This window comes from Achromobacter sp. 1014246743 (assembly GCF_059760725.1).
On sequence record NZ_JCBANA010000009.1, the window covers coordinates 77,704 to 102,760 of the forward strand.

General features: G+C 65.5%; 22 protein-coding genes, 1 tRNA gene and 1 pseudogene. 18 read left to right on the plus strand and 6 right to left on the minus strand.

What is annotated here, in order from left to right:
- Positions 1-716 precede the first annotated feature (716 nt).
- The 4 genes from rpoD (at position 717) to AC6LJ2_RS06140 (ending at position 5,084) form a co-directional block, all read left to right on the plus strand.
- The gene (gene rpoD / locus AC6LJ2_RS06125; RefSeq protein ID WP_263913748.1) at positions 717-2,984 is read left to right on the plus strand and encodes an RNA polymerase sigma factor RpoD; all 2,268 of its coding nucleotides are present in this window, start codon (positions 717-719) and stop codon (positions 2,982-2,984) included.
- 7 nt (positions 2,985-2,991) lie between these two features.
- A tRNA-Ile gene (locus tag AC6LJ2_RS06130) sits at positions 2,992-3,070 on the plus strand.
- A gap of 112 nt (positions 3,071-3,182) precedes the next feature.
- Entirely contained in the window at positions 3,183-3,470 is a 288-nt protein-coding gene (locus AC6LJ2_RS06135) for a hypothetical protein (RefSeq protein WP_263913800.1), read from the plus strand.
- Between the two features lie 471 nt (positions 3,471-3,941).
- Positions 3,942-5,084, plus strand: a complete 1,143-nt coding sequence (locus tag AC6LJ2_RS06140) for a glycosyltransferase family 4 protein (protein WP_498151021.1) — start codon at positions 3,942-3,944, stop codon at positions 5,082-5,084.
- 83 nt (positions 5,085-5,167) lie between these two features.
- Here AC6LJ2_RS06140 and AC6LJ2_RS06145 read toward each other — a convergent pair whose 3' ends face one another.
- Positions 5,168-6,088 carry a glycosyltransferase family 9 protein gene (locus AC6LJ2_RS06145; protein ID WP_263913802.1) on the minus strand — a complete coding sequence of 307 codons (921 nt, stop codon included), beginning with the start codon at positions 6,086-6,088 and terminating at the stop codon, positions 5,168-5,170.
- A gap of 120 nt (positions 6,089-6,208) precedes the next feature.
- Here AC6LJ2_RS06145 and mdtD point away from each other — a divergent pair, with 120 nt between their 5' ends.
- Complete coding sequence (gene mdtD / locus AC6LJ2_RS06150; RefSeq protein WP_263913803.1) at positions 6,209-7,603, plus strand: multidrug transporter subunit MdtD; 1,395 nt, start codon at positions 6,209-6,211, stop codon at positions 7,601-7,603.
- A gap of 20 nt (positions 7,604-7,623) precedes the next feature.
- Here mdtD and AC6LJ2_RS06155 read toward each other — a convergent pair whose 3' ends face one another.
- Complete coding sequence (locus AC6LJ2_RS06155) at positions 7,624-8,775, minus strand: acyltransferase family protein (protein WP_498151022.1); 1,152 nt, start codon at positions 8,773-8,775, stop codon at positions 7,624-7,626.
- 496 nt (positions 8,776-9,271) lie between these two features.
- Here AC6LJ2_RS06155 and AC6LJ2_RS06160 point away from each other — a divergent pair, with 496 nt between their 5' ends.
- From AC6LJ2_RS06160 to AC6LJ2_RS06205, 10 genes and pseudogenes are all read left to right on the plus strand, one after another.
- Positions 9,272-9,502: a hypothetical protein gene (locus tag AC6LJ2_RS06160; RefSeq protein ID WP_445658612.1), complete on the plus strand. Its 231-nt coding sequence runs from the start codon at positions 9,272-9,274 to the stop codon at positions 9,500-9,502.
- Entirely contained in the window at positions 9,499-10,926 is a 1,428-nt protein-coding gene (locus AC6LJ2_RS06165) for a hypothetical protein (protein ID WP_498151023.1), read from the plus strand. The genes AC6LJ2_RS06160 and AC6LJ2_RS06165 overlap by 4 nt, the downstream gene beginning before the upstream one ends.
- Positions 10,923-11,534: a pilus assembly protein gene (locus AC6LJ2_RS06170; RefSeq protein ID WP_445658614.1), complete on the plus strand. Its 612-nt coding sequence runs from the start codon at positions 10,923-10,925 to the stop codon at positions 11,532-11,534. The genes AC6LJ2_RS06165 and AC6LJ2_RS06170 overlap by 4 nt, the downstream gene beginning before the upstream one ends.
- Positions 11,531-12,295, plus strand: a complete 765-nt coding sequence (locus tag AC6LJ2_RS06175) for a hypothetical protein (protein ID WP_263913806.1) — start codon at positions 11,531-11,533, stop codon at positions 12,293-12,295. The genes AC6LJ2_RS06170 and AC6LJ2_RS06175 overlap by 4 nt, the downstream gene beginning before the upstream one ends.
- On the plus strand, positions 12,292-13,128 hold the full coding sequence (cpaB, locus tag AC6LJ2_RS06180; protein WP_263913807.1) for a Flp pilus assembly protein CpaB: 837 nt from the start codon (positions 12,292-12,294) through the stop codon (positions 13,126-13,128). Before AC6LJ2_RS06175 ends, cpaB begins: the two co-directional genes overlap by 4 nt.
- Positions 13,125-14,462, plus strand: a complete 1,338-nt coding sequence (locus AC6LJ2_RS06185) for a type II and III secretion system protein family protein (RefSeq protein WP_263913808.1) — start codon at positions 13,125-13,127, stop codon at positions 14,460-14,462. Before cpaB ends, AC6LJ2_RS06185 begins: the two co-directional genes overlap by 4 nt.
- A 29-nt stretch (positions 14,463-14,491) precedes the next feature.
- Positions 14,492-16,168 carry a TadA family conjugal transfer-associated ATPase gene (locus tag AC6LJ2_RS06190; RefSeq protein ID WP_498151024.1) on the plus strand — a complete coding sequence of 559 codons (1,677 nt, stop codon included), beginning with the start codon at positions 14,492-14,494 and terminating at the stop codon, positions 16,166-16,168.
- The gene (locus tag AC6LJ2_RS06195; protein ID WP_498151025.1) at positions 16,165-17,010 is read left to right on the plus strand and encodes a type II secretion system F family protein; all 846 of its coding nucleotides are present in this window, start codon (positions 16,165-16,167) and stop codon (positions 17,008-17,010) included. The genes AC6LJ2_RS06190 and AC6LJ2_RS06195 overlap by 4 nt, the downstream gene beginning before the upstream one ends.
- A gap of 13 nt (positions 17,011-17,023) precedes the next feature.
- Positions 17,024-17,896: a type II secretion system F family protein gene (locus AC6LJ2_RS06200; RefSeq protein ID WP_498151026.1), complete on the plus strand. Its 873-nt coding sequence runs from the start codon at positions 17,024-17,026 to the stop codon at positions 17,894-17,896.
- A gap of 65 nt (positions 17,897-17,961) precedes the next feature.
- Positions 17,962-18,126 (plus strand): annotated as a pseudogene (locus tag AC6LJ2_RS06205) (DUF192 domain-containing protein); the annotation flags it as partial.
- Between the two features lie 6 nt (positions 18,127-18,132).
- On the opposite strand, the gene AC6LJ2_RS06210 reads toward AC6LJ2_RS06205, so the two are convergent.
- Together AC6LJ2_RS06210 and AC6LJ2_RS06215 are read right to left on the minus strand one after the other, a co-directional pair.
- A complete protein-coding gene (locus AC6LJ2_RS06210; RefSeq protein WP_263913812.1) occupies positions 18,133-18,936 on the minus strand; it encodes a BPSS1780 family membrane protein in 804 nt (267 codons plus the stop codon).
- A gap of 64 nt (positions 18,937-19,000) precedes the next feature.
- Positions 19,001-19,969, minus strand: coding sequence for a homoserine kinase (locus tag AC6LJ2_RS06215; protein ID WP_445658618.1), 969 nt, complete (start codon positions 19,967-19,969; stop codon positions 19,001-19,003).
- A 173-nt stretch (positions 19,970-20,142) separates the two neighbouring features.
- Here AC6LJ2_RS06215 and dusA point away from each other — a divergent pair, with 173 nt between their 5' ends.
- On the plus strand, positions 20,143-21,159 hold the full coding sequence (dusA, locus tag AC6LJ2_RS06220; protein ID WP_263913814.1) for a tRNA dihydrouridine(20/20a) synthase DusA: 1,017 nt from the start codon (positions 20,143-20,145) through the stop codon (positions 21,157-21,159).
- 103 nt (positions 21,160-21,262) lie between these two features.
- On the opposite strand, the gene AC6LJ2_RS06225 is transcribed toward dusA, so the two are convergent.
- Together AC6LJ2_RS06225 and AC6LJ2_RS06230 are read right to left on the minus strand one after the other, a co-directional pair.
- Positions 21,263-21,721, minus strand: a complete 459-nt coding sequence (locus AC6LJ2_RS06225) for a CBS domain-containing protein (RefSeq protein WP_025135294.1) — start codon at positions 21,719-21,721, stop codon at positions 21,263-21,265.
- A gap of 38 nt (positions 21,722-21,759) precedes the next feature.
- Entirely contained in the window at positions 21,760-23,073 is a 1,314-nt protein-coding gene (locus AC6LJ2_RS06230) for a YihY family inner membrane protein (RefSeq protein WP_263913815.1), read from the minus strand.
- Between the two features lie 17 nt (positions 23,074-23,090).
- Between AC6LJ2_RS06230 and AC6LJ2_RS06235 the strand changes: the two genes are divergently transcribed.
- Positions 23,091-23,462 (plus strand): DUF2069 domain-containing protein, encoded by a 372-nt coding sequence (locus tag AC6LJ2_RS06235; protein ID WP_498151027.1) that lies wholly within the window; start codon positions 23,091-23,093, stop codon positions 23,460-23,462.
- Positions 23,459-24,946: a protein adenylyltransferase SelO gene (locus AC6LJ2_RS06240; RefSeq protein ID WP_263913817.1), complete on the plus strand. Its 1,488-nt coding sequence runs from the start codon at positions 23,459-23,461 to the stop codon at positions 24,944-24,946. Before AC6LJ2_RS06235 ends, AC6LJ2_RS06240 begins: the two co-directional genes overlap by 4 nt.
- Positions 24,947-25,057: the final 111 nt, after the last annotated feature.

Sequence of the window (25,057 nt, forward strand, 5' to 3'; positions counted from 1 at the left end):
CGGTGCTGAATATTGGCTGAATTTGTGGTGGCTGAATGTCGTGGCTGGACTTGTATCAGCTGAAGTTGTTGTGTCGGCTGAACTTGCGGTTAGCTGCGGAAGCAGGAATCGAGGGCGAGAGAACTCGAGAGCAGGAAAATGGTGGCGCACGGAATCTATTTGCGCCGCTGGAATCTAATAGTGATGCAGTTTGACGAGCAGGCCGGCTGAGTTATTCGCCAGTAGTGTTGCCCATCCTGTCGCCAGCAGTATTGGCGAGGGACCCGGATGATCGGGAAAGTCCCAGGGCGCCGCTGCGAAAAAAAGCGGACGTGTACGTCAAATTTGTTACATAGTTAATTACTATAGCTGAGCGGTGAATTACGCAGTTCGGCGACGGGTATCTCCGTGTAGCGTTTGTGGTTTGGGTGCTGTGTCTATCTAGCTGCCAAGGGCAATGACCCGTTAGCAAGCACAGCCTATTTATAGGCAGACAGCCCCCCCAACGCCCGGGTTCCGCCGCCGGATGAGGCCATGCACGTCAGGCGCCCAGCCGGTATTGCACCGGAACGGCGCCAAGCGGGCTCGCAAGAGCTGGTGCTGCGAACAACGCAGCCGCAAGGCCTTAGCCGATTCACCAGTTTTACCCGTATCGACGCCGCAATGGGCCTTTGCCCGGAGGCGGCGTTGTACGGTGCAACATGCCCACACGGGTTGCGACGACCACGGAAGCGACTATGACCAAATCCACCGGCAAATCCTCCTCTGCAATTGATGCAGCCGACACCAAGGCCACGACGGCCAAGCGCGTCGTAAGCATGGCGGCGGAAAAAGCACCCGCCAAGACGGCGGTGAAGGTCGCCAAGCCTGCAGCCAAGACGGCCGCCAAGAAGGCGGCGACGAAGACGGCAGCGGCAGACAAGCCCGAGAAGGTGACGAAGGCCCGCGCCAAGAAGGCCGAGGACAAGCTCGCCGACCTGGTGGGCAGTGCGCGTCCGGTGCCGAGCGGCCGCCGCCCGGGCCGCCCCGCCAAGAACGCGAACAACGATTCCGACGGTTTCGATGACGCGATGGACGGCGAGGGCGAAGTGTTGCCCGACCTGAAGCCGCCCAAGCGCGGTGGCAAGCGTGGCAAGGCGGATCCCAAGGATCTGATCGCCCGCGGCCCCGTCACGCCCGAAGAATACGAAGCCCGCCGCAACCGCCTGAAGCAGCTGATCAAGCTGGGCAAGGACCGCGGCTACCTGACCTACGGCGAAATCAACGACCATCTGCCCGACGACCTCGTCGACGCGGAGGCCATCGACGGCATCATCAGCACGTTCAGCGACATGGGCATCGCGGTCTATGACCAGGCGCCCGATGCCGAAACGCTGCTGATGAGCGAAAACGCGCCGGTCGCGTCCAACGACGATGACGTCGAAGACGAAGCCGAAGCCGCCCTGACCACCGTGGACTCCGATTTCGGCCGCACCACGGACCCCGTCCGCATGTACATGCGCGAAATGGGTTCGGTGGAGCTGCTGACCCGTGAAGGCGAAATCGAAATCGCCAAGCGCATCGAAGACGGCCTGAAGCACATGGTCATGGCCATCTCGGCCTGCCCGACCACCATCAATGAAATCCTGGCGCACATCCTGCGCGTTCGTGATGGCCAGGCGCAGATCGACGAAGTGGTCGACGGCCTGGTGGATCCGGAAGACGGCGAAGAATACGCCGGCGCCGGTGTCACTGCCGACGAAGACGAAAGCGACGACGGCCCCGCCGGCGGCATGTCCAGCAAGCAGCTGGAAGACCTGCGCGTGAAGGCGCTGGCCAAGTTCGACGAGGTCAGCAAGCAGTTCGACAAGATGCGCCTGTCGTACGAAAAGGACGGCTACAAGTCGGACGTCTACGTGCGCGCCCAGGAATCGATCCAGAACGAGCTGATGGGCATCCGCTTCACCGCCAAGATGGTGGAAAAGCTGGCCGACACGCTGCGCAACCAGGTTGAAGAAGTGCGCCAGCTTGAACGCGCCGTCCTGCACACGTGTGTGGACCGTGCCGGCATGCCGCGCACGCACTTCATCAAGGTGTTCCCGGGCAACGAAACCAATCTGCAGTGGGTCGTGGACGAAGTGGCCGCTGGCCATCCGTACGCCGAAACGCTCGAGCGCCAGATTCCCGCCGTCCAGGAACTGCAGCAAAAGCTGATCGACCTGCAAACGCGCGTCGTGCTGCCGCTCAAGGACCTGAAGGACGTCAACAAGCGCATGGCCACCGGCGAAGCCAAGGCCCGCAAGGCCAAGCGCGAAATGACCGAGGCCAACCTGCGTCTGGTGATCTCGATCGCCAAGAAGTACACGAACCGCGGCCTGCAGTTCCTGGACCTGATCCAGGAAGGCAACATCGGCCTGATGAAGGCCGTGGACAAGTTCGAGTACCGCCGTGGCTACAAGTTCTCGACGTATGCAACGTGGTGGATCCGCCAGGCAATCACCCGTTCCATCGCCGACCAGGCACGCACCATCCGTATCCCGGTCCACATGATCGAAACGATCAACAAGATGAACCGGATCAGCCGTCAGATCCTGCAGGAAACCGGCGCCGAGCCGGATCCCGCGACCCTGGCGCAGAAGATGGACATGCCCGAGGACAAGATCCGCAAGATCCTGAAGATCGCCAAGGAACCGATCTCGATGGAAACGCCGATCGGTGACGATGACGATTCGCATCTGGGTGATTTCATCGAAGACACCTCGACGCTGGCGCCTTCCGACGCCGCGCTGCATGGTTCCATGCGCGACGTGGTCAAGGAAGTGCTAGACTCTCTGACCCCGCGGGAAGCCAAGGTTCTGCGCATGCGTTTCGGTATCGAAATGAGCACCGACCAGACCCTGGAAGAAGTGGGCAAGCAGTTCGACGTCACGCGTGAGCGCATCCGCCAAATAGAGGCTAAAGCGCTGCGCAAGCTGCGTCACCCGAGCCGGGCCGACAAGCTGAAGAGCTTCCTGGAAGGGCAGTAAGTTTCCTGGGCCTCTAGCTCATGCCTGGTTAGAGCAGCGGACTCATAATCCGTTGGTGCCGAGTTCGACTCTCGGGGGGCCTACCAAAGAAATCCTGCGAAATCAGGTACCGACAGCCGCCAGCAATGGCGGCTGTTTTATTTGGGCTTCGAATAACATCAACGCGTTTCCCGGCCATCTTTACGAGCGAGGCGATGCATGTCGACTGAGATGAATCGATCCGGCAACCGGCTGCTCATTGGCATCTTGCTGATTGCGGTGGCGGTGGGGGGGCTGCTGATTCGTATCGACTGGCTGATGTTGGGGTTGGGGCCGTACTTTCCCGCCTATTGGACCGCGGTCATCGCGTGGTCGGTCTGCGTGGTGCTGCTCATTCGTCGGCAACGCCGGTGGTGGGTGTTGGGCACGGCGCTCGTTGTGCTGTACCCCGCCGCTCGGGTGGCAGGTTTTCTTTACGAGTGTTCGCACAAGGCGTGCCTCTTCTGACGGGGTGCCTTCCGCTTGGCGGAACCAGCGGGGGAATATCTCTCGCGGGAGCGGCCTGACGGCGGCGTTCTGCCGTGGCGCAGGGGGCTGCCATGCTCGGTCCGCTCGGATTGGCCCGTGCTTTGCCTGTTTTAGAATTAATTACTTACATAAACAGCAAAGATCTTAACAACATTTAAAAAAATGCTCCAACCTGGATGGGAGTGGCCGCCTATATTCCTGGCGTATTGCTGAATTTACAAAAATAGCGTTTCAGTCGATTTCGAAGGGATTGCGGCCTGTCGAAACGGACATCACGAACGCAGTCCATCAAGCGCCTCCATCCATGTTGCTGCGATCCCATCGGTTTTCCCGTGGCCTGTGCCGCAGTGCACTGTCGCCGGCTCGCGCGCAACGCGGAGTCGGACCGGTGCTGTCTTCGCTCTTCCGGCCGGCGCACGTCGGCCACGTGTTTTTGTCGCTGTAGATCCCATGCAAATCCTGCACACGCTTTCGGGCCCTAATTTGGGTGGAATGGAGTTTCGCGTTCTGGAGCAGTCGCGATGGCTTCGAGAGCAGGGGCACGCGGTAGCAATTGCAGCGCCGCCCGCCAGCGAAACGCTCAAGCTGGCGCGCGATTGGGGGCTCGCGACCGTCGCCATGGAATTCCGCTCGCCGTATTCCTGGTCCTGCGCGATGAAACTGCGCCAGATCGTCAAGGACTTGCGCATCCAGGTCATCGACGCGCATGGCACGCCCGACGCCAAGGCCAGCGCCTTGTGCAGGGATCTTTGCTCGCTGGTCAGGACCTGGCATTTCGCCCGGCCGTTGCGCACATCCTGGCGACGCAGGTTGGAGTGGCGCCTGGGATGCCACCGCGTCATTACGACCAGCGAGGGCGGGGCGCAGGACATCCTGGCGGCCGGCTTTGCAAAACGTGAGCGGATCAGTGTGGTGGGCGAGTGGGCCGATCATGTCTTCTTCTCGGAGACGGACAAGCTTGCCGTGCGCCAGGCCGTGCGGCAGGAGTTGGGCCTGGATGGCGCCGCATTCGTGGTGGCCACGATCGGCATGTTGCGACCCGACAAGCGCCAGGAGGACCTGCTGCGGGTGGTGCACGCATTGCGCCGCCAAGGCATCCCGGCCCGTGCGTTGGTGGTGGGCATGCCGACTCGCGCGACGGCCGCGTACGGCCAGCAGTTGCACGATCTGGTGGCGCAATTGGGTATCGGTGACTACGTGACGTTTGCGGGCCATCGGGAAGATGTCGCGAACATGCTGCATGCGGCGGACGCGGTGCTTGTTCCTTCGGTGAACGAAGCCTGGTCGAGGGTGGTGCCGGAAGCCTTTGCGTCGCGGTGCCCGGTCGTCGCCAGCGCCGTGGGCGGCTTGCCGGAGATCGTGCATCCGGGGGCTACCGGTTGGTTGGCGCCGGCAGGCGACGTCGCCGGGTTCGCCGCCCGTCTCGCCTGGATCTGGGCTTACCCCGGACAATCCGCTCAGATTGTCGAACAGGCGCGTCAATACGCCGAACGGCACTTCATGCTTGCGCAGAAAATGGGGGAAACCTTGAGTGCGTATCGGATGGCGGCGCAAGCCGCGAAGCTTGCCCGGAACGTCGAAGCGATGGTCTGACCGTGGTGACGGCCATCGCCGTCGGGCAATACCTTGAAGGCCGGTTACCCGAGAGCTCGGGAGCCGGCCTTGTCGTTTGCCGATCAGCGATGTTGTCGGTGGACGAGGCGGCCAAAGCAGCGCATCACTGCCGAGACGGTGGTGGCTTCACGCCAGTATTTTCGGCGCATGGTGCGCAGGGGCAGCCACCACGGTTTGACGATGATGTTGGCGGCCCAGGCCGGGCGCCAGCGCGGCATGTTGCGGGGGCGATCGACGATGGTGACGGTAGGCAGGCCGCAGCATGAGGCCAGGTGGCCGATGCCGGAGTCGGTACCGATGAACCAGCCGGATTCGTAGACCTCGGCGGCAACGCCGTCGATGGAAGGCGCCTGCACATGGCCGGCATGGGCGGGTTCCAGCAGCGGCAACCAATATTCGCGCTCTGACGGGGCCAGCACGAACACCGGTTCGTATCCCATGGCACGCAGGCGCTTCGCAACGATGACGTACTTGCCGGGTGTCCAGCAGCGTTCCGCCTCGCTGGAGGTCGGGTGCAGGATGACACGCTTGGGGTGGCGGCGCGCCTTGAAACGGGCGGGAGCCTTCAAACCGTTGTCGTCGCTCCAGTGGGTCAGGCCGAACGCATCAAAAGAGAATCGCCGGAATTCATCCAGGATGCCGTTGGGCGAGCTGTGCGAGCGCGGCGTGGGTTGGATCTTGCCCCACTCCTTGGTGCTGAGGAATCGCTTGCAGACGCGGCTGAGGCCGTCGAACGGGCTGTCCGGGTCCATCTGCACGATGGTGTGGTAGCCGGCCAGGCTGTTGATGTCCGCAGGCAGGGGCTGGATGTCGAAATCGGGGAACCATTCCCTCAGGGCATAGCCGTGGACGCCATAGACGGCGATATCGCGACCCGCCTTGCGCAGGTTGTTGGCGATCGTCATCTGGTACAGCGAATCGCCCAGCCGGTTGGACAGCACCAGGGCCAGTTTTTCGGCCGGCGGAGTATGAGCTTGGCTCACGGCAAGTCTTCCATTTTTTCGTTGACCCGGAGGATAACCGATCGGTGGCCGCGCTTGGATCGGCTGGCGCCCCGCAGGGCTGTCAGCGGCTCGTTGGCTGGTCGGGAGTACGATTCAGGCATGCCCGCACCGTCTTCGCAACGCGCCCTGCTCTGGGTGGTCGCCGCCTGCTTTTTCATGCAGACGCTGGACACCACCATCGTCAATACCGCCTTGCCCGCCATGGCACGCAGCCTGGGCGAGGATGTCCTGGCGCTCAAGCCCGTGGTGGTGGCATACACGCTGACGATGGCCATGCTGACGCCGGCATCGGGGTGGCTGGCGGACCGTTACGGCACGCGTCGCGTCTATCTGGCGGCGATCCTGGTGTTCGCGGTGGGGTCCGTGTTTTGCGGCCTGGCACAGAGTCTGACGCAACTGACGATCGCGCGCGTGGTGCAGGGCGTCGGCGGATCGATGCTGTTGCCCATCGGGCGCCTGGCGGTGCTGCGGCGGGTGCCGGGCGATCAGTACATTTCCGCCCTGGCGTTCGTGTCCATCGCGGGGCAGGTGGGCCCGATCTTCGGCCCGACGCTGGGCGGCTTGTTGGTGCAGGTGGCAAGCTGGCATTGGATTTTCATGATCAATGTGCCGATCGGCCTGGCGGGCCTGTTTGCCGTGCGCCGCTATCTGCCCGAAGACGCGCTGGCTGATGTGGCGCCGTTCGACGTGCTGGGTTGCAGCCTGTTGTCGTTGTGCATGGTGGCGTTTTCGTTGGCACTGGACCTGCCCGCCGGTGACGGGCGGGCGGCGTGGTCGGGCGGGCTGTTCGCCTTGAGCGCGCTGACGGTAGCGTTGTATGTGGTGCACGCTCGACGGCGCGACAATCCGCTGTTTCAACTGCGCCTGTTCCGCGAACCCAATTTCAGCGTTGGCCTGATCGGCAATCTGGTGTGCCGAGTCGGCAGCAGCGCCGTCCCCTTTCTGTTGCCGCTGCTGTTGCAATTGCAGCTGGGCTACACGCCGCTGCAGTCCGGCCTGATGATGCTGCCGGCCGCCATCGCCGGTACGGTGTCCAAGCCCTGGATCGCGCCTTTGGTGCGGCGGTTCGGCTATGACACTTTCCTGCTCGCCAATACGGTGCTGGTGGGGGTCTCCATCATGTCGTTCGCGGCCATCTCTCACGGCTGGCCCATGGCTTTGCAAGTGGCGCAATTGGCGCTGTTCGGGGCGGCCAACTCGATGCAGTTCGCGGCCATGAACAGTGTGACCCTCAAGGGACTGAGCACGCGCGACGCGGGCAGTGGCAACAGCCTGTTTTCGATGGTGCAGATGCTGGCCATAGGCTTGGGCGTGACCATCGGCGGGGGGCTGGTGGGCGTGTTTTCGGGGCCAGGCAATGCGGCGCTGGGCTGGGCGTTCACGCTGACCTTCCTGTGCGTGGGCGCCATCACGTTGTTGTCGGCGCTGGTTTTCAGGCGCCTGGACGCGGATAGCCTGAACGGCTCTGCCGGCGGCCGTGCCACGGCGGGCTGACACGCGCCCAGGGGGGAGATTCACCGCTGGCCCCCCCGCGCCGCGCGCATCATCCATCGACGCATTGGCGTCGAGAAATACCTGGCCACCAATCCGCCCAGCATCGCGGCCATCAGGACGACCAGCACACATGCCGCGGTGAGTGCGCCGGCACGCCACCACGTCGATACGGCGCCTCCTGAATTGCGGCATGAGGCGGCGGCAAGCAGCAGCACGGGGAACATGTGGGTCAGGTAGATCTCGTAGCTGTTGTGCCCGGTCCAGCGTAGCGCAGCGATCACGGGATTGTGCCGTGGGGGCCGAGGCGGGCGCAGGCTCCAGCCGATCAGCAGGCAGGCCACGCCGATTTCCAGCAACGTGACGTTCAGGCCCGATGCGGTAAGTCCCAGCATGGATGTGGCCTTTCTCAGAAAGAACACCAGTACGAACATCACCGTGCCCGCCAGCAACAACCCGGGGCCGTGGCGCCTGCCCGTCCTGTCCAGGTGGGTGGTGGCCAAGGCGGCGAGGCAGCCGATGGCGATGCCGTCCATGCCTGATAGATACGAGTGGTCGGCCCAGATGTCGTTGCTGGTGAAGGCGACGCGGGCAAACGGGCCGAGGACGACAAACAGCAGCAAGGCCAGCACCAATGCGCGGGTTCCGGCAGCCGCGGACAGCAGGCAGATCAGGGGAAAGGCCAGGTAGAAGGCTTCTTCGATCGATAGCGACCACAATACATTCCAGGCGGCGGGCAGATAGCCCACCTGGGCCTCCAGCCAGTTCAGGTGCAGCGTCAGTGCAGCGGCGATGGCGCGCGGCAGAGGGGTGTTGTCGATGACGAAGCCGGGCATCTGCGCCCAATGCAGGGCCGCTAACGCCAGCAACAGCAGGAGCAGGCACGGGTAGATGCGGGCAACGCGGCGCCACAGAAAATTGCGCCAAGGCACGGCAGCGAGGCAGCCCCAACGCGTCAGCGACGAACGCGTGATCAGAAAGCCCGAGATGACGAAGAAAATGATGACCCCGTAGTAGCCGCTACGAAAGACGATGTTGAACAAGGGCGCGGGCAGCACTTTGCCCAGCAGGCTTTGCTCTTGGGGGATGTGTATCTGCACGTGCAGCAGCACGACGCACAGGATGGCGACGCCGCGCAGGGCATCGATGGCGGGGTTGCGGGAATCGTCCGTCACGAGGCGCGGGGCCGTGGCGGGTGGGGCATACGCAAGCATTGAGCGGGCTGTTCGGGGAAAACCGTGATGCTAGCCACGCCCCTGTGAGGGGATTGGGCGACTCTGTATAGATTTTGTAATGCCGCCGTCGGTGCCGGCTTGCGCCTGCCGGCCCGGAAATGGAAGAGCGCCCCAGCTCGAGATGAGTCTGGGGCGCTCTTGCCCGGCTTCGCACGCGATGGGTGTCAGACAGCCCGGCAAGTCCAATCTACTGCTGCCCCTATGCCCGATCAATAGGGAAAACCCCAGTGAAATTAGGGGGTTACACATTCCAGGGGGGAGTGTGGCGTGGCCGGATGTCCGCGCAGCGTGGGCGTCAAGGCCGCCGCGCCGCATTTATCCGCCTCGGCATCCGCGAATTGTGAGGCCTGGCCGCCAAGCCGACACTGAGACCCTCATTCACAGCGAGCGGAGATCGAAAATGTTGGCATATCGCAGGCGTCAGACAGGGCAGGGCATGACCGAATACATCGTGGTCGTGGCCTTGGTGGCGGTGGCGGCAATCGCCGTCTATCAGTACTTCGGACAAGTCGTGCGGTCGCAGACCGCCGCCATGGCGCGAGAGTTGGCGGGCGAAGACGGCAGCAAGCAATCGGGCGATGCACAGAAGGCCGCTCAAAAGGCCGCCGCGCAGACCAAGGCGCGTTCGCTCAAATCCTTCACCGGCAATGCCGCGGCCGACAAGTGATCGCCCGGCTCGAGCGCAAACCGGTCGCCCTGCAGCAAGGCCAGGCGCTGGTGCTGGGCATGCTGCTGGCGGCCACGGCATCGGTGTCGCTGGTCATGCTGTACAACCTGGGGCGCACGGTTGAATCGCGTTCGAGCCTGACTCACGCGGCAGATGCGGCCGCCTACAGCGGCGCGTTGGAGCAGGCGCGCCAGCTCAACTTCCTGGCCTACGTCAACCGTACGCAGATCGCGCACCAGGTTGCCATGGCGCATCTGGTCACCCTGGGCGCCGGGGCGCAGTTCCTGCGTACCCTGGAAGGCCAGCGCAATCGCAGTAACCCGCCGATGGCGTTGATTGGCATGCTGTTTGGCCCCGACGCCGGGTTGGCCTATGCGATGGCCCGGGGCAAGCCGGGGGCCGAGGCCGATCTGGCGCGCGCCTACGCCGAGCATGATCGCATCGTGCATCGGGTGCTGGACGCCGGTGCGACGGCGGCCGTGAGAAACCTGCCGGCCTCGCGCGATCGACTGATGCGTGCGGTGCTGCATGACAATTATTCCGATGCCGCCGGCAGTTTCGCCGTGGCCGCGTCCAGGCGGGCCGGCGCGCAGCCCTCCATTCGACTGCTGAGTGATGGCTGGCCAGGGTTCGTTGCACGTCATGCGGCGACGCGGCAAGCGGGGTTGCGTCCGGCGGTCGAGCAGGCGACAGGGCGCTTCGGTTTCCTGGACCGACGCAACGAGACTCGCCGCAATCCCTGGCCGGTCAGCATGTACTGCCCGATATTGCGGCACGAGCTCAGGCGTCGTGGCTCGACCTGGCTGGGCCCCGATGGTCGGTGGGGTGCGCTGGACACGCAGTCGTTCCACGCCCTGCGGTCCAACCGGTGGGTCGGGTGCTACTACCGCGAATATGCGATGGGCTGGGGTACCGCGCAGGGGCAGAAGTCCAAGGCGCCGCCGGATCTCGAATACGTGGAATCGCCACCCGAGGATTTTTCATCGCAGGATTTCTGGCGCTGGGTCGAGCTGTCCACGAACTGGAACATCTTTGATGGCGCGACCAATCCCATGGCGAATTCCTACGCCATGGCGCAGGTGCAGCGCTGGCCGGGGTTGGGGCTGCCCGGCTATCGCGAGGTTGCGCTGCGACGCAGTGATGCGCCTTTGCGCTTCGCGGTGGCCGTCAGCCTGGCTGGTGGCGCGTTGTCCACCACTGATGCGGCCAGCACCGTGTCGGCACCCGTCGGGAGGTTTCGCTATGTCGGGTTGGGCCACGAGGGGGCGCTCACGGTCACCAGCGCCGCCGAGACCTATTTCGCGCGTCCCGATGCGCGGGCGGACGGGCGTGGCGAGCTGGCCACCTTGTTTCGCCCCTATTGGCAAGCGCGCCTGGCGTCCGTGACGCCGGCGGAAGCCTTGGCGGCCAAGGGGGCGCGATGAATCCCGTTCGCACAACGCAACGCGGCCAGGCCCTGGTCGAAGCGCTGCTCATAGTGCCGATGCTGATCGTGGCCTTCCTGGCGGTGGCATGGATCGGCAAGCTGCAATTCAGCGCACAGGAAATGGCGCAGCTCAGCCGGCGAGCCGTGATGGCGGCGGCATCGGGGGCACCGGTGGCGAGTCCGCAGACGGGCGCGTCGGTGGCCGGCCGTGCCCAGGCCATGGCAGGCGGCATGGCATCGGCCAACGCGGCGCTGCAGAACGAATGGTTCGGCGCTGAGCTGCGGCTGATGTCCGTCACCGCCCAGACCGCTGTGGCGGGCACGGCACGTTGGGACGCCGCACGGATCCAGCGCCGGACCAGCGTCGCGACAGGCGCGGGGCATGCGGATGGCGATGACGACGCACGGCGCCGCGTCGGCGCGGCGCCGACATCCTGGGGCCGCGCCGCGAACCGCTCTCTGTCGCTGGCCCGTAGCGTAGGCGGCGCGGTGGGGCGCGTGGATGCGCCCTGGGGCAGGCCGGCCATTTCCACGGATTGGCTCTCGCCCTGGGCCGACCTGGTGCCTGCCGACCGCGTGGGCAAACGTAGAAAGGCATATCGATGAACGCCCGCTTGCACGACAGGATGAGTGGTCGATCCGGGGAGCCGGTGGACGCCATGGGGCGCCGTCGATTGCGCTTGCTGGCGGCTCTGGCATGGCTGGCGTGGCCCGTCATGCCTGGCGCCGCGGCGCAATCCGTGCCGTCGTCCGGGGCCGCGCGCGTACCTTGCTGCGTGGTGTCGTTGACCGATCTGCGTTTCCCGCCGGGCTCGCGCGTCGAGCCCCTGGCCGACCGGATGTGGCTGCATGGCGTGCCGATACAGGTCGTGGTGTTCGATGCCCCGGTCAACACGCCTGAACTGATCCGTGTGTTGTCACGCCAGCAACCGGCGCTGGGCGACCTGCAGGTCTTGCCGGGGCAGGCCATCCTGTCCGGTCGTGTCGGCGGGGCATTGTGGGTGGCCCAGATGGCCAGCCCGGAAACCGGGCGCAGCGTCGGCAGCATTTCATCGATGAGAGGGCAGGCGTTGCCGGCTGGCGATCCGCCGCGCTGGCTGCCTGCCAATGCTCGTCTCAGATTGGATTTCACCGTACTGGAGGGGGGCGTGAAGGTGTCCGAACATATCTGGCAGCATCCATTGCCGCCGGCGCGCCTGGCGTTGCTGCTGCAGCAGGGGCTGCTGGGTGACGGCTGGCAGAGAATTGAAAACGACCCGATCCGTGGCGGCACGCAATCCTGGCGGCGCCAGGGGGTTCGCTTGCAGTGGACGCTGGTGCCATTGGAGGCCGGCAGCGGCCTGTGGGTCAGGCGGTGGGCGCCATGAACGGCTTGTTCACGCAGAGCGTGCGGCGCCTGCGCAGGGCCGCCGTGTATCTGTTGGCGCTGGCCGCGGGACTGTTGTCTGCCTGGGCGGTGCGCGAACACGTGCAGCAGCGCGTCCAGGCGCTGGAGGACGAGGCGCGCACGCCGCAGGTGAGCCGTTTGGTGGCGGCCTACGATCTGCCAGCGGGGTCGGTACTGGGCGAGGCGGATCTGGCGGTGCGCGAGATGCCCGCGCAGTGGGCACCGGCCGCGAGCGTCGATCCGCTCGGCATCGATGGCGTGCTGGGCGCCCGGTTGACCACAGACCTTGCCCAGGGCGAACCCGTGCTCAAAGCCTACCTGACCTTTACGCCGCCAGCCCCGGCGCTGGCTTCGCGGCTCAAACCCGGGCAGCGCGCGCTGATGGTGTCGACGTCCGACCTTGGCGGGTTGGCCGACATGTTGCGGGCGGGCGATGCCATCGACATCTACGTGTCCTTCTCCCATCGTGACCGTGAGGTGACGGTTCCGCTGCTGCAAGGCATGCGGGTGCTGACGGCGGCCGACACGGCAGAGGGCGATGATGCCACCCACATCACGCTGGCAGCCACTCCGGACGAGGCCATGCGCTACATCGCGGCCAGGCAGACCGGCACGCTGACGGCCATGCTGCGCAATCGGGATGATGCGGCCGCAGTCAGCGCGGCACCGCAAAGCGATCTGGCGTCGCTGATCGGCCTGAACCGTGAGCCGCGGCGCAAGCCGGGGGTTGTCATCCTGTATGGGGACCGGCTGGGTACCCCGGATGGCGCCATGCCCGCCGGGCGGCCCGGGTCTGATACGGAGCAGCCATGAATATCCGCTACGTTGCGGTGTTGTCCGCGCTGTGCCTGAGCCTGGTGAACACGTCGGCCCGATCAGCCACCGAAGAACTGGAAATGCAGGAAGGCGAAACCCGTGTGCTGTCAGTGCCCGGGGTGACACGGGTGGCCATTGGCAACGGCCAGGTGCTCAACGCGATCGCCACCGAGGGCCGCGAGGTTGTCGTGTTCGCACGCGCCGAGGGCGTGTCATCGGTGCATGTGTGGGCGGGCGGCCGGGTCAAGGCCTATGACGTCCGGGTGGTGCCGGCCGGCGCGTTCCGACTGCGTGCCGAGGTCGAGTCATTGCTGGCGCGCATTCCGGGAACACGCAGCACCCTGGTGGGGGGGCGCATTGTCATCGAGGGTGATGATCTGTCCGATGACGATCGTGCCCGCATTGCCGCGCTGGCGGATCGCTACCCGGCCGTCGTGGACTTCACCGGGCAAGTGGGATGGGACAGCATGGTGTTGCTGGACGTGCAGGTGGTCGAAATCCCGTCTTCGCGATTGCGCGAATTCGGTGTGCGTTGGGATGGCATGACGCAAGGCGGACTGAATGCCGGCCTGGCTTGGGACGGCGGATCGCGAGGCAGGATGAGCCGTCCTGGAGAACAGGTCATCGAGACCCCCGCGCCCGTGTCATCGGCGGCCGGGTATTTCGGTGTGAATGCCCTGCTGTCGGCCCGCATCGCTGCCCTGGCCCAAAGCGGTGAGGCCGTCATGCTGGCGCAGCCGCAGTTGCTGGCTCGCAGCGGCGCCAGCGCGACATTTCTGGCGGGCGGCGAGGTGCCCTATGCATCGACCGATTCGCGCGGCAATCCCACCACCTTGTTCAAGCCCTACGGCGTCTCCTTGCAGATCACGCCTCGAATAGATCGCAATGGCGTGATCCGATCGCTGATCGAGGTCGAGGCCAGTTCTGTAGACATGGCGTTGACCTCGCCCAGCGGGCCCGCGTTGCGGACCCGTCGCGCATCCACGGAGTTCAACGTGCGGTCCGGCGATACGCTGGTGATCGGCGGCTTTCTGTCGCGAGAACGGTCGGACGAGACCAGCGGCCTGCCGTTGCTGAAGGACATTCCCGTGCTTGGCGCCTTGTTTTCTTCGCGCCGCTATCAGTTGCGAGAAACCGAGCTGGCCATTTTCGTGACGCCCAAGATCGTGTCTCGCCACGAGCCAGCCATGGCAGACCGGGTGCGGCGCGGCCGCGACCTGGTGGACAGCGCGTTTCCGGACGCTCCCCGGCTCGGAACGACGGTGCCTGCCGCAGCCGGGTGGGATCCCTATGCCGGAGCCGGTTCGCAATGGACGGGACGCAGTCCGTGAATTCCTCGCGGCCAAACAGGAGTAGCGTGATGCTCGAAATAGAAATGACCTATGAAGATGCCGTCAGTCGCAAGATTGCCGTCGCCGCGCCTCTGGTGATCGGCCGCGGGGCGCAATGCGGCTTGCGCATCGCCAACTGGCGGGTAGGACGCCAACATGCGCGCTTGCTGCGCGAAGCATCGATGATCGTGCTCGAAGACCTGGGCACCTTGGGCGGTACGCTCGTCAACGGCCAGCGGGTGGTGCGCCATGCCCCGGTGCTGCCCGACGACGAGATTCTCATCGGGCCATGTCGCCTGCGCGTGACGGTGGCACAGCCGGACGAGAATGGCCGTGCACCCGAACCTGCCGCAGCGATTGCGCACCAGGTGGCACCCCCGGCGTCGCAATTCGAGGCGCCGCTGCTTCCGGTTTCGTCGTCGTTGCCCTCCTTGCAGCAACGGCGGCGCTTGCATACGGCATTGCTGGGGGCGCTGGACTTGCGGCGGCGCGATGTCGCCGGCATGAGCGATGCCGTGTTGCGCGCTGAAGCCGAACGGCTGCTGACGCAGATCGTGGCCGATGACGGCGACCTGCCGCCCGGCGCGGACCGCGCGGCGCTCTGCCGCGATGTGCTTGACGAAGCCGTGGGGCTGGGGCCGCTCGAGCCTTTGCTGGCCTCGCCCGGCATTACCGAAATCATGGTCAACCGCTATGACGAAATCTACGTCGAACGCGAAGGCAGGCTATGGCGCCATGCGGGCGTCTTCACCAGCGAGCAGTCCGTACGCTGGGTGATCGAGCGGATCGTGACACCGTTGGGCCGCCGCATCGACGAAAGCTCGCCGATGGTGGATGCGCGTTTGCCGGATGGGTCGCGGGTGCATGCCATCATTCCCCCGGTGGCATTGAAGGGCGCAAGCCTGACCATCCGCAAGTTTCCCCAGCGGCGGCCGGGCATGTCGGACCTGCTGGCGACCGGGTCGTTGAACGACGCCATGGCGCAGTTCCTTGCCCTGTGCGTGCGCATGCGCAAGAACCTGGTGGTGTCTGGCGGGACGGGTTCCGGCAAGACCACGCTCCTGAATATCCTGTCCAATGAAATCCCCGACGGCGAACGCGTCGTCACGATCGAAGATGCCGCCGAGCTGCGCTTGAACCACGAGCATCTCGTGGCGCTGGAGGCGCGGCCGGCCAACCAGGAAGGCCGCGGCCGTATCGATATCCGCGAACTGGTGCGCAATGCCTTGCGCATGCGTCCGGATCGGATCGTGGTCGGCGAATGCCGCGGGGCCGAGGCCTTCGACATGCTGACCGCCATGAATACCGGTCACGAAGGTTCGCTGACCACGTTGCACGCCAATTCCACCCGCGATGCGCTGGCACGGCTGGAGTCGATGATCCTGATGGCAGGGCTTGACCTGCCTCTGGCGGTGGTGCGCGAGCACATCGCCGCCAGCATCGACATCATCGTGCAGCAGGCGCGGCTGGCCGATGGGCACCGCGTGGTGACGTCGGTGGCGGAAGTCACCGGCATGGAAAGCGGCCGCATCCAGCTGCAAGAATTGTTCCGGCACGAAAGGGCCGGTGGCTTCACCGGCTGTGGGGCCTTGCCCAGCTTTGCCCAGGAATGGCGGGAGGCCGAAGCGGTGCTGCAAGCCGAGTGGTTCTCCGGCGCACGCGAAGCCGGTGGCGTGACACCTGGCTATTCGACGGGCCTGGCATGATCTGGCTGGCGGCCGGCGGGGCAATGGTGTGCGTGATGGTGCTGGCCTGGCAGGCCCAAAGCTGGTTCACGCCGGCGCTACGGCGCTATCGCGAGTTGTACACGCAGGAAGCGGGCGTGAGGTTGAGCGAGTTGTTCCTGTTCATCGACCCCGCGCAATTGTGGATGGCTGCGATAGCCGGGGCGGTGTTGGTGGCCACGGTGGCATTTGCCGCGACCGCCAGCGGCATCATTGCTGCCGTGACCGGTCTGGCGGCCCTGCGTGCCCCCCGCATGCTGGTTGACGGATTGCGGCGTCGACGTGCCCGCCGCTTCGAGCAGCAACTGCCGATGGCGTTGCTGATGCTGGCCTCCGCGCTGCGCGCGGGGGTGGCGTTGACGACCGGCTTGCGCCATATGGTGGATCAGGGTGCCGCGCCGCTGGCCCAGGAATTCGGCCTGATGCTGCGCGAACAACGGTTGGGGGTGCCCTGGGACCAGGCGCTGGAAAACCTGAACGTGCGCATGGCGGCGGACTCCACCTCCCTGGTCGTGGCGGCGATGCGTATTGCCGCGCAGACCGGCGGCAACCTTGCCGAGGCCCTCGAGAGCATTGCCCAGACCGTTCGCGCCCGATTGCAGCTGCAGGCCAAGCTCAGAGCCCTGACGTCCCAGGGGCGCATGCAGGCCTGGATCGTCGGCGCTCTGCCGCTGTTGCTTCTGGCCGTGCTGGACCGCCTGGAACCCGAAATCATGGGCTTGTTGTGGCGTACGCCGATGGGCTGGGCGGTGCTGGCCATCGTGGCGGTGCTGGAAACGGCTGGCGTATTGCTGATCCGGCGCATCGTCCGGATTGATTTCTGAGCGGAGTCAATGCATGTGGCTGAATGTAGGGGTATTGCTGGCGGCGCTGGGGGCGGCCTGGGGGGCCTGGATCTTCCTGCGGCCCTTGTTGCTGGATGAACCAGCCGTGGCCAGCGCAATGCCGTGGTGGTGGCGCATGGCCTGGCCCTGGGTTTGTGCCGTGGCACCTCTGGTGGCGCCGCTGTGTTCGTGGCGATGGCGCCGTCGCTTGGCCGGCGCCATCGAGCGGGCCGCTCTGCCTGCGGACATCCGCTACGAACACATGGCTGCCTTGAGCGTGACCGCGGGCGTGGGCGGGGCGGGCGTGGCCGCGGCATTGGCATTGAAGCTGACGGAGGGGGGCCTGCTGGCCTGGGCGCCGTGGGCTGCCGCGGCGGCGTTGGCCGCCAGCGCCTGGCCTGGTCTGTGGTTGCGGGGGCTGGGGAACCAACGGCGCCGCAGTGTCGAACGCGACCTGCCGTTCGTGTTCGACATGATGACCCTTTGCGTCGAGGCCGGGCTGAGCGTGCACGGCGCCTTGCAACTGGCGGCCGCCAGTGGCCCCAAGGGCCCCTTGCGGGATGCGTTGGCGGGCGCGCTGGCAGACATGCGCGCGGGGGTCTCCCGGACGGCGGCCATCAAGGCCCTGGCCGAGCGCTGCGATAGCCCGCTGGCGCGCAATTGGGCCGCTGCGCTGGCTCAGGCGGACGCCTTGGGCATCAGTTTGGGTCCCGTGCTGCGGGCCCAGGCGGCGCAGAGCCGCAATGATCGCCACGTGCGCGCGGAGCAATTGGCCATGCAGGCGCCGGTCAAGATGTTGCTGCCGTTGATTGCCTGCATCTTCCCCTGTACGTTCATCGTGCTGGGGTTTCCGATTGCGATCCAGCTGCTTCAGGGGGCGCAATGAGCGGGCGCCGCCCCTTGCCGCGCCGGCGGTTGCGATTGCTGCGGGTGACCGGGTGGATGGGCAGGATGCGCGGGCTGCTGGGCCGCCGCCCGCCGGGGCCGCGGTCGGGTATTTTGCTGGCCCCGTGCTGGGCGGTGCATACGTTTGGCATGCGCCACGCCATTGACGTGGCTTTCGTGTCGCGCGACGGGCGGGTGGTGAAGGTCTGCAGGGCGCTGGCGCCCCGCAGGCTGGCGCTATGCCTGGGCGCTGTGGCCGTTGTCGAGGTTCGGGCTGGTGTTATTGATGCCGAACACGGCGGTATACGACGGATAGAAGCTGCAATAGAACACGCCCGCCGCCGCAATCGTGAACGGAATCTGCAGCGTGCTGGCAAATTGGGGTGACAGGCCGATGTAGACGAGCAGGCCCGAGCACAGATCGAGGAACAGGGCGATCAGGACCCAGGTGGCGGCGTACACCAGGAAGGCCCATTTATTGCGCCAGCAGGCGATGCCGGAGAAGAACAAGGCTTGCGTCAGGCGCAGCCCATGCCAGGCCACCAGCACGGGCGCATACCAGAACAGCGCTGCGATGATGACGTACAGCACCGTGAAGATGATGAGCGGGGTGCGCAGCGCCTGCAGGATGGGTTCCATGCTGTTTTCGATGGACGCGATGCGCATGCCTTCGGCGAAAGCGGCCGAGAAGGGCAGGAAGGTGGCCAGGCCGGCGATCAGGCTGACGGCGGCGTACAGCAGACCCATCAGGAACAGCTTCCTGAAGACGCCAGGCTGTTTCAGCGGTTTGGCCCACATTGAGGGCAGCATCACGCGGTCTGCCTCGACATGCTTGCAGGCCGCCAGGCTCATCAATGTGACGGACGGCATCAGGGCGATGAACAGGATCGGGCCGACAATCTGTGCCGCGAACGCAAATATGACCAGGAGACTGTTGACCAGCGCCCAGGTGTACATGGCCAGGGGTTGCTTGCGGAACAGACGGAAGCCGTCTCGGACCCATTGCCAGCCGGAGGACGCGGGGAGGAATGCTGCTTGCATGGCTCTCTTGGGGAGTGATCTCTCAATAAGGGACGTGCTACCCCCATTATGGGGGGCGTAACCGTTACGGCAATACTGGCAGGCCCGCGCGGTGGCGCGCCTGCAACACTCTTTCGAAATGACGGGGGTCGTGCGGCTTGAGCGTCTGGGCCGGGCGCGGCAGGAAATAGTCGTACAGGCGGGACAGCCAGAAGCGCAGGGCGGCCGCACGCAGCATCAGCGGCCAGGCCTGGCGTTCGGCATCGGTGAAGGGCCGTACCTGGGCATAGGCGGCCAGCCAGGACTGGACCAGCTCGGGGATGAACTCGCCGGTGTCGCGTTCGATGCACCAGTCGTTGACGCTGACGGCCACGTCGAACAGCCAGGTGTCGCAGCCGGCGAAATAGAAATCGATGATGCCGCCCATGAGGGGATCTTCGAACGTGCCGGCGAACAGCACGTTGTCGCGGAACAGGTCGCAGTGGGCCGGGCCCGCGGGCAGCGTCTGCCATGCCGGGGTGGCGGCGGCGGCTTGCTGGTCGGCCAGTTCGGTCTGCAGCAGTTGGGCCTGGCCGGCTTCCAGGAAGGGCATGACCTTGGGGGCGGTCTCGACCCACCAGGACAGGCCGCGCAGGTTGGGCTGCTGGATCGGGAAGTCCTGCCCGGCCAGGTGGGCGCGGGCCAGGGTGGCGCCGATCAGGGCGCAATGGGCGGCGCCGGGCGCGGGCTCGTAGCCGCCGGGCAGGCGCGAAACGATGGCGCAGGGCTTGCCGTGCAGGGTGGTCAGGCGGGTGCCGTCGCGCAGCGTCTGCGGCTGCGGTACGGGGATGCCGCGGCTGGCCAGGTGGTACATCAGCTCGATATAGAACGGCAGTTGCGCCTGCGTCAGCACCTCGAACAGCGTCAGCACATACTCGCCGCGGCTCGTGTACAGGAAATAATTGGTGTTTTCGATGCCCGCCGTGATCCCCCGCAGCGAGACGAACTCGCCCAGGTCGAAATGCGCCAACAGGGCGCGCGCGTCGTCGTCGGATACGGGGGTGAATACGGCCATTGATGTACGGAAAGAGGGGAGTTAACGGGCGGGCGGACTTGGCTGTACGCGGTGGCGGCGCAATTTTAGACCACATGGGCGGCAGGGGTTCACCGCCCGCGCAATCGGCCTGCCGGACATAAACCGGCCAAGCACCGTAAAATACCGCATCCCCTTGTTTTACTGAGCGATTCTTGGACTCCCCCGACTGGCGGCTGTGTGTCGCCCCGATGATTGACGTGACCGACCGGCACTGCCGCTATTTCCATCGGCTGCTGGCCCCGCGCGCACGTCTGTACACCGAAATGATCACCACCGGCGCGCTGCTGTACGGCAATGTCGCCCGTCACTTGGACTTCGACGAAGCCGAGCACCCGGTCGCCCTGCAACTGGGCGGCAGCGAGCCGGACGCACTGGCGCAGTCGGCCAAGCTGGGCCGCCAGTGGGGCTATGACGAGATCAACCTGAATTGCGGTTGCCCATCTGAACGGGTACAGAAGGGCGCTTTCGGCGCCTGCCTGATGGCCGAGCCAGACCTGGTGGCCGACTGCATCAAGGCCATGCAGGACGCCGTGGACATCCCCGTCACCGTCAAGCACCGGTTGGGGCTGGACTACGACGAGTCCTATTCCTTCGTGCGCGATTTCGTCGGCAAGATCTACGACACCGGCTGCCGGGTATTCGTGGCCCATGCCCGCAACGCGGTGCTCAAGGGCCTGTCGCCCAAGGACAATCGCGAAATTCCGCCGCTGCGCTACGACGTGGTGCGGCAGTTGAAGCGGGACTTCCCGGACTGCGTGTTCGTCTTGAATGGCGGGCTGGCCGATGCCGACCAGTCCGTGGCGGCGGCCGCCGATTTTGACGGCGTCATGCTGGGCCGGGCGGCCTGGCACACGCCGCGGGTGCTGTCCGAAGTGTCGTTGCAACTGTGGCCGTCGGTGCGGCTGCCCAGCGATGCACAGGTGGTCGACGCCATGATGGAATATGCCGCGCGCCAGGTGGCGCAGGGCGTGCCGCTGCGCGTCATGACGCGGCCCATGCTGGGTCTGGTGAATGGTCAGTCGGGCGCGCGCCGGTGGCGCCGCATGCTGTCGGACCCGGCCTTGTTGGCCGCGAACAATCCGGCACTGATCTATGACGCCTGGCGCAGCCAACGGCACGCGCCGGACATGCGCGGCGCCGCGTTGACGGCGGCGCCAGCGGGTATCTGATCCGGATATCCAAGCCAGATACTCAATCCAGGCATCCAGGCAAAAAATAACGGCCCCTGAGCAGGGGCCGTATCTGTCCGCGGTAAGTGTCCGCGGGCCGGACTCAGGACTTGGCCGGTTCGGCGCTTTCGGCGGGCCAGTCGCGGATGTAGGCCTTGAGCATGTTGTTTTCGAACTGCTGGGCCGCCACGATGGCCTGGGCCATGTCGTAGAAGGAAATCACGCCCATCAGGGTCGGGCCGTCCATGACCGGAATGTAGCGCGCGTGCTTTTCGAGCATCAGGCGCTGGACTTCGTCGGCGCTGGTGTTGGGCGACACGCTGACCGGGGCGTCATCCATGATGGACCGGATGGTGGTTTCGCCTGCGCCGCCATGCGCGTGCATGTGGCGGATGATCTCGCGGAACGTCAGCATGCCCGTCAGGGTGCCGAATTCCATGATGACGAGCGAGCCGATATCCTGCTCGCTCATGGTTTGCACGGCCTGGGACACGGGCATGTCCGGCGAAGCCGTGTAAAGCGTGTCTCCCTTGACGCGCAGAATCTCGCTGACCTTCAACATCGGTTTCTCCTGGGCGCAGCGCGCCCTGATGCTATTTGCTATTTCTTGTTCGCTTCCAGCTGCAAGACCGGGGCGATGCCATTTCCGGTATTTTGCGCCTCTCCGCAAAGTTCTTCCAGCGTCGGTGTGTTTTGCTGGGAAATCACGGCCGAGGCGACCTTGAGGATTTCGGGGTCGTCGCGCACCCGCGGCTGGGCGCGATCCAGCAGGAATCGGTCTACGACCGGCGCCAGGGATGTCTCGCGGGCGTCGCAGGTCAGGACCCACAGGTCGTCCGGGCTGCGGGTGATGAGACCCATGTCGCTGAGCCGTTCGAGCACCTCGTTCAGTTCGTCCTGGTGCAGTTTCAGGCCGGAAGCCAGCCGGTTGGCGGGCAGGCCGGGCGGGCTTTCGGACTGGGCCCGGCGCAATACGCGCAGCACGTCCAGGGCGTCCACGAAGGGCGCGCCGGGGTAGCGGTTGAATTCCCAGCGGCCCAGCCGGATGAGCGGGGCGGTGGCGGCCAGGGTGGCTCCCAGCAGCACCGCCAGCCACGACAGGTAGATCCAGAGCAGGAAAATGGGCAGCGTGGCGAATGCCCCATAGATGACGGTATAGGTGGGGAAACGGGTCAGGTAGTAGGCAAACGCCGATTTCATGATTTCCAGCGCCACGGCGGTGACGCAACCGCCGACCAGGGCATCGCGCCACAGCACATCGCGGTTCGGCACCACCACGAACAGGGCCGCAAAGCCCAGGCCGGTCAGCACCAGCGGAATGAAAGAAATGGCGACGCTGACGACTTCGGGCACGTCGCGCACCAGCCCGAGCGACTCGCGCGCCACGAACGAGGTGGCCCAGAGGCTGGCACCGGCCACCACGGGCCCCAGGGTGATGACGGCCCAGTACACCAGGGCCCGCTGCGGCAAAGGCCGCTGGCGCGTGACGTGCCAGATGTCGTTGAAGGCCTTGTCGATGGTCATGATGAGCAGCAGCGACGTGACCAGCAGGAAGCCGCCGCCGATCGCGGTCAGGCGCGAGGCCTGGCGAGCGAACTGGTTCAGGTATTCCATGATGTTGTCCGACACGGACGGCGGCATCAGGCTGTTGGTCAGGAAATCTTCGAGGGCGACCCGGAATTCCTGGAACACGGGAAAGGCGGTGAACAGCGACAGCACCACGGCCAGCATGGGCACGATGGCCAGCACCGTGGTGAAGGTGAGGCTGGAGGCGACCTGCAGCAGCTTTTCTTCGTCGGCGCGCTGGGCGGTGAACAGGAAGGCGCGGCCCACGCGCGCACCCCACGAAGCGTGCGGGGGCGGGGGCTCGGTGGCCGCCGGCGCGGCGGCGGCAGGCTCGGCGGGGCGGTTCATCAGGCGATAATAGCAGCATGAACCCTGAACTCAACCCCCGCTTGCGCCTGGCGGCATCGGTGTCGCTGTTCGCCTTGATCGTGTTGTGCGTGACCTGGGAAACGGTCGTGGCGCCGCTGCGCCCGGGCGGTTCCTGGATGCTGCTCAAGGCCTTGCCGCTGGTGTTGCCGCTGCGCGGCATCCTGCGTGGCAATCTCTACACGTACCAGTGGGCCGCGATGCTGTCGCTGCTGTACCTGATGGAAGGCGTGGTGCGGGCGATGTCCGACCCGGCGCCGTTGTCGGTCCTGATGGCCTGGGGTGAGATCCTGCTGTCCACCGTGTTTTTCCTCAGCGCCATTTTCTACGTGCGGCCGGCCAAGCGGGCCGCCAGGAGCCAACGCGCATGAACGCTCATTCCCTGTCCGAACTGCAGGCCGTCAACTCGTTTGCGGCCTTGCCAGCGGCGTTCTACACGCGGCTGGCGCCGCAGCCCCTGAACAATCCCCGTTTGCTGCACGCCAACGCCGAAGCCGCCGCCCTGATCGGGTTGGACGCGTCGGTGCTGCAGACGCCGGAATTCCTGCGTGTCTTTTCCGGCGCCGATCCGCTGCCGGGCGGTGACACCCTGGCAGCGGTGTACAGCGGCCACCAGTTTGGCGTCTGGGCGGGCCAGTTGGGCGATGGCCGCGCGCATCTGCTGGGCGAAATCCAGGGGCCGGCCGGCGCCTGGGAATTGCAACTGAAAGGGGCGGGCCTGACACCGTATTCCCGCATGGGCGACGGCCGTGCGGTGCTGCGTTCATCGGTGCGCGAGTACCTGGCCAGCGAGGCCATGCACGGTCTGGGCGTGCCGACTACGCGTGCCCTGGCGCTGGTGGCTTCGGACGACCCGGTCTGGCGCGAAACCGTCGAAACCGCGGCCATCGTCACGCGCATGTCGCCCAGTTTCGTGCGCTTCGGTTCCTTTGAACACTGGTCATCGCGCCGCCAGCCGGACCTGCTCAAGGCGCTGGCCGACTACGTGATCGACCGCTACTACCCCGAATGCCGGGTCGCGCCGGCGGGCGAACCCCAGGACGCTGCCGCGCCGTTGCGGAACCTGCTGCGCGAAGTCACGCACCGCACCGCGCGGTTGATGGCGGATTGGCAGGCCGTGGGCTTTTGCCACGGAGTCATGAACACCGACAATATGTCGATCCTGGGCTTGACGCTGGATTACGGCCCCTACGGTTTCATGGACGGTTTCCGGCTGGGCCATGTGTGCAACCATTCGGATTCCGAGGGCCGCTATTCCTGGAATCGGCAGCCGTCGGTGGCGCTCTGGAACCTGTATCGCCTGGGCGGCAGCCTGCATACGCTGGTGCAGGACGTCGACGGCCTGCGTGCCGTGCTGGATGAGTATGAAGGCGTGTTCACCCGCGCCTTCCATGACCGCATGGGCGCCAAGCTGGGGCTGGCCGCGTGGCGCCCGGCGGACGAGCCCTTGCTGGACGACCTGCTCAAGCTGATGGACGCCAATCAGGCGGATTTCACCCTGAGCTGGCGCCGGCTGGCCGATGCGGTATCGGGCAACCGCGCGCCGTTCGAAGACCTGTTCATCGATCGGCCCGCCGCTGCGGCCTGGCTGGACCGCCTGTTGGCGCGCCAGGCCCAGGACGGCCGGGCGGCCGCTGAAGTCGCCGCCGCCATGAACCGGGTCAATCCGCTATATGTATTGCGCAATCACCTGGCCGAAGAGGCGATCCGCGCTGCGAAAACGGGCGATGCCGGCGAGATCGATACCCTGATGAAGCTGCTGCGCGCGCCCTTCACGGAACAGCCGGGGTACGAAAAGTATGCGGCCCTGCCGCCGGATTGGGCCAACGGCATTGAAGTCAGTTGTTCGTCTTGATGTTCGTTTTGAGCGGTTCTTGACGACAAAACGTCTTTTTAGAGCGGGATATCGTAGAAAGTTGGCGCATTGAGACGAAAAAACGCGGTTTTTTTCTCTGCAATCATTCGT

Coding starts and splice junctions, on each gene's coding strand:
- rpoD (WP_263913748.1), top strand. CDS start 717: ATGACCAAATCCACCGGCAAATCCTCCTCTGCAATTGATGCAGCCGAC.
- AC6LJ2_RS06135 (WP_263913800.1), top strand. CDS start 3,183: ATGTCGACTGAGATGAATCGATCCGGCAACCGGCTGCTCATTGGCATC.
- AC6LJ2_RS06140 (WP_498151021.1), top strand. CDS start 3,942: ATGCAAATCCTGCACACGCTTTCGGGCCCTAATTTGGGTGGAATGGAG.
- mdtD (WP_263913803.1), top strand. CDS start 6,209: ATGCCCGCACCGTCTTCGCAACGCGCCCTGCTCTGGGTGGTCGCCGCC.
- AC6LJ2_RS06160 (WP_445658612.1), top strand. CDS start 9,272: ATGACCGAATACATCGTGGTCGTGGCCTTGGTGGCGGTGGCGGCAATC.
- AC6LJ2_RS06170 (WP_445658614.1), top strand. CDS start 10,923: ATGAATCCCGTTCGCACAACGCAACGCGGCCAGGCCCTGGTCGAAGCG.
- AC6LJ2_RS06175 (WP_263913806.1), top strand. CDS start 11,531: ATGAACGCCCGCTTGCACGACAGGATGAGTGGTCGATCCGGGGAGCCG.
- cpaB (WP_263913807.1), top strand. CDS start 12,292: ATGAACGGCTTGTTCACGCAGAGCGTGCGGCGCCTGCGCAGGGCCGCC.
- AC6LJ2_RS06185 (WP_263913808.1), top strand. CDS start 13,125: ATGAATATCCGCTACGTTGCGGTGTTGTCCGCGCTGTGCCTGAGCCTG.
- AC6LJ2_RS06190 (WP_498151024.1), top strand. CDS start 14,492: ATGCTCGAAATAGAAATGACCTATGAAGATGCCGTCAGTCGCAAGATT.
- AC6LJ2_RS06195 (WP_498151025.1), top strand. CDS start 16,165: ATGATCTGGCTGGCGGCCGGCGGGGCAATGGTGTGCGTGATGGTGCTG.
- AC6LJ2_RS06200 (WP_498151026.1), top strand. CDS start 17,024: ATGTGGCTGAATGTAGGGGTATTGCTGGCGGCGCTGGGGGCGGCCTGG.
- AC6LJ2_RS06210 (WP_263913812.1), bottom strand. CDS start 18,936: ATGCAAGCAGCATTCCTCCCCGCGTCCTCCGGCTGGCAATGGGTCCGA.
- AC6LJ2_RS06215 (WP_445658618.1), bottom strand. CDS start 19,969: ATGGCCGTATTCACCCCCGTATCCGACGACGACGCGCGCGCCCTGTTG.
- AC6LJ2_RS06225 (WP_025135294.1), bottom strand. CDS start 21,721: ATGTTGAAGGTCAGCGAGATTCTGCGCGTCAAGGGAGACACGCTTTAC.
- AC6LJ2_RS06230 (WP_263913815.1), bottom strand. CDS start 23,073: ATGAACCGCCCCGCCGAGCCTGCCGCCGCCGCGCCGGCGGCCACCGAG.
- AC6LJ2_RS06235 (WP_498151027.1), top strand. CDS start 23,091: ATGAACCCTGAACTCAACCCCCGCTTGCGCCTGGCGGCATCGGTGTCG.
- AC6LJ2_RS06240 (WP_263913817.1), top strand. CDS start 23,459: ATGAACGCTCATTCCCTGTCCGAACTGCAGGCCGTCAACTCGTTTGCG.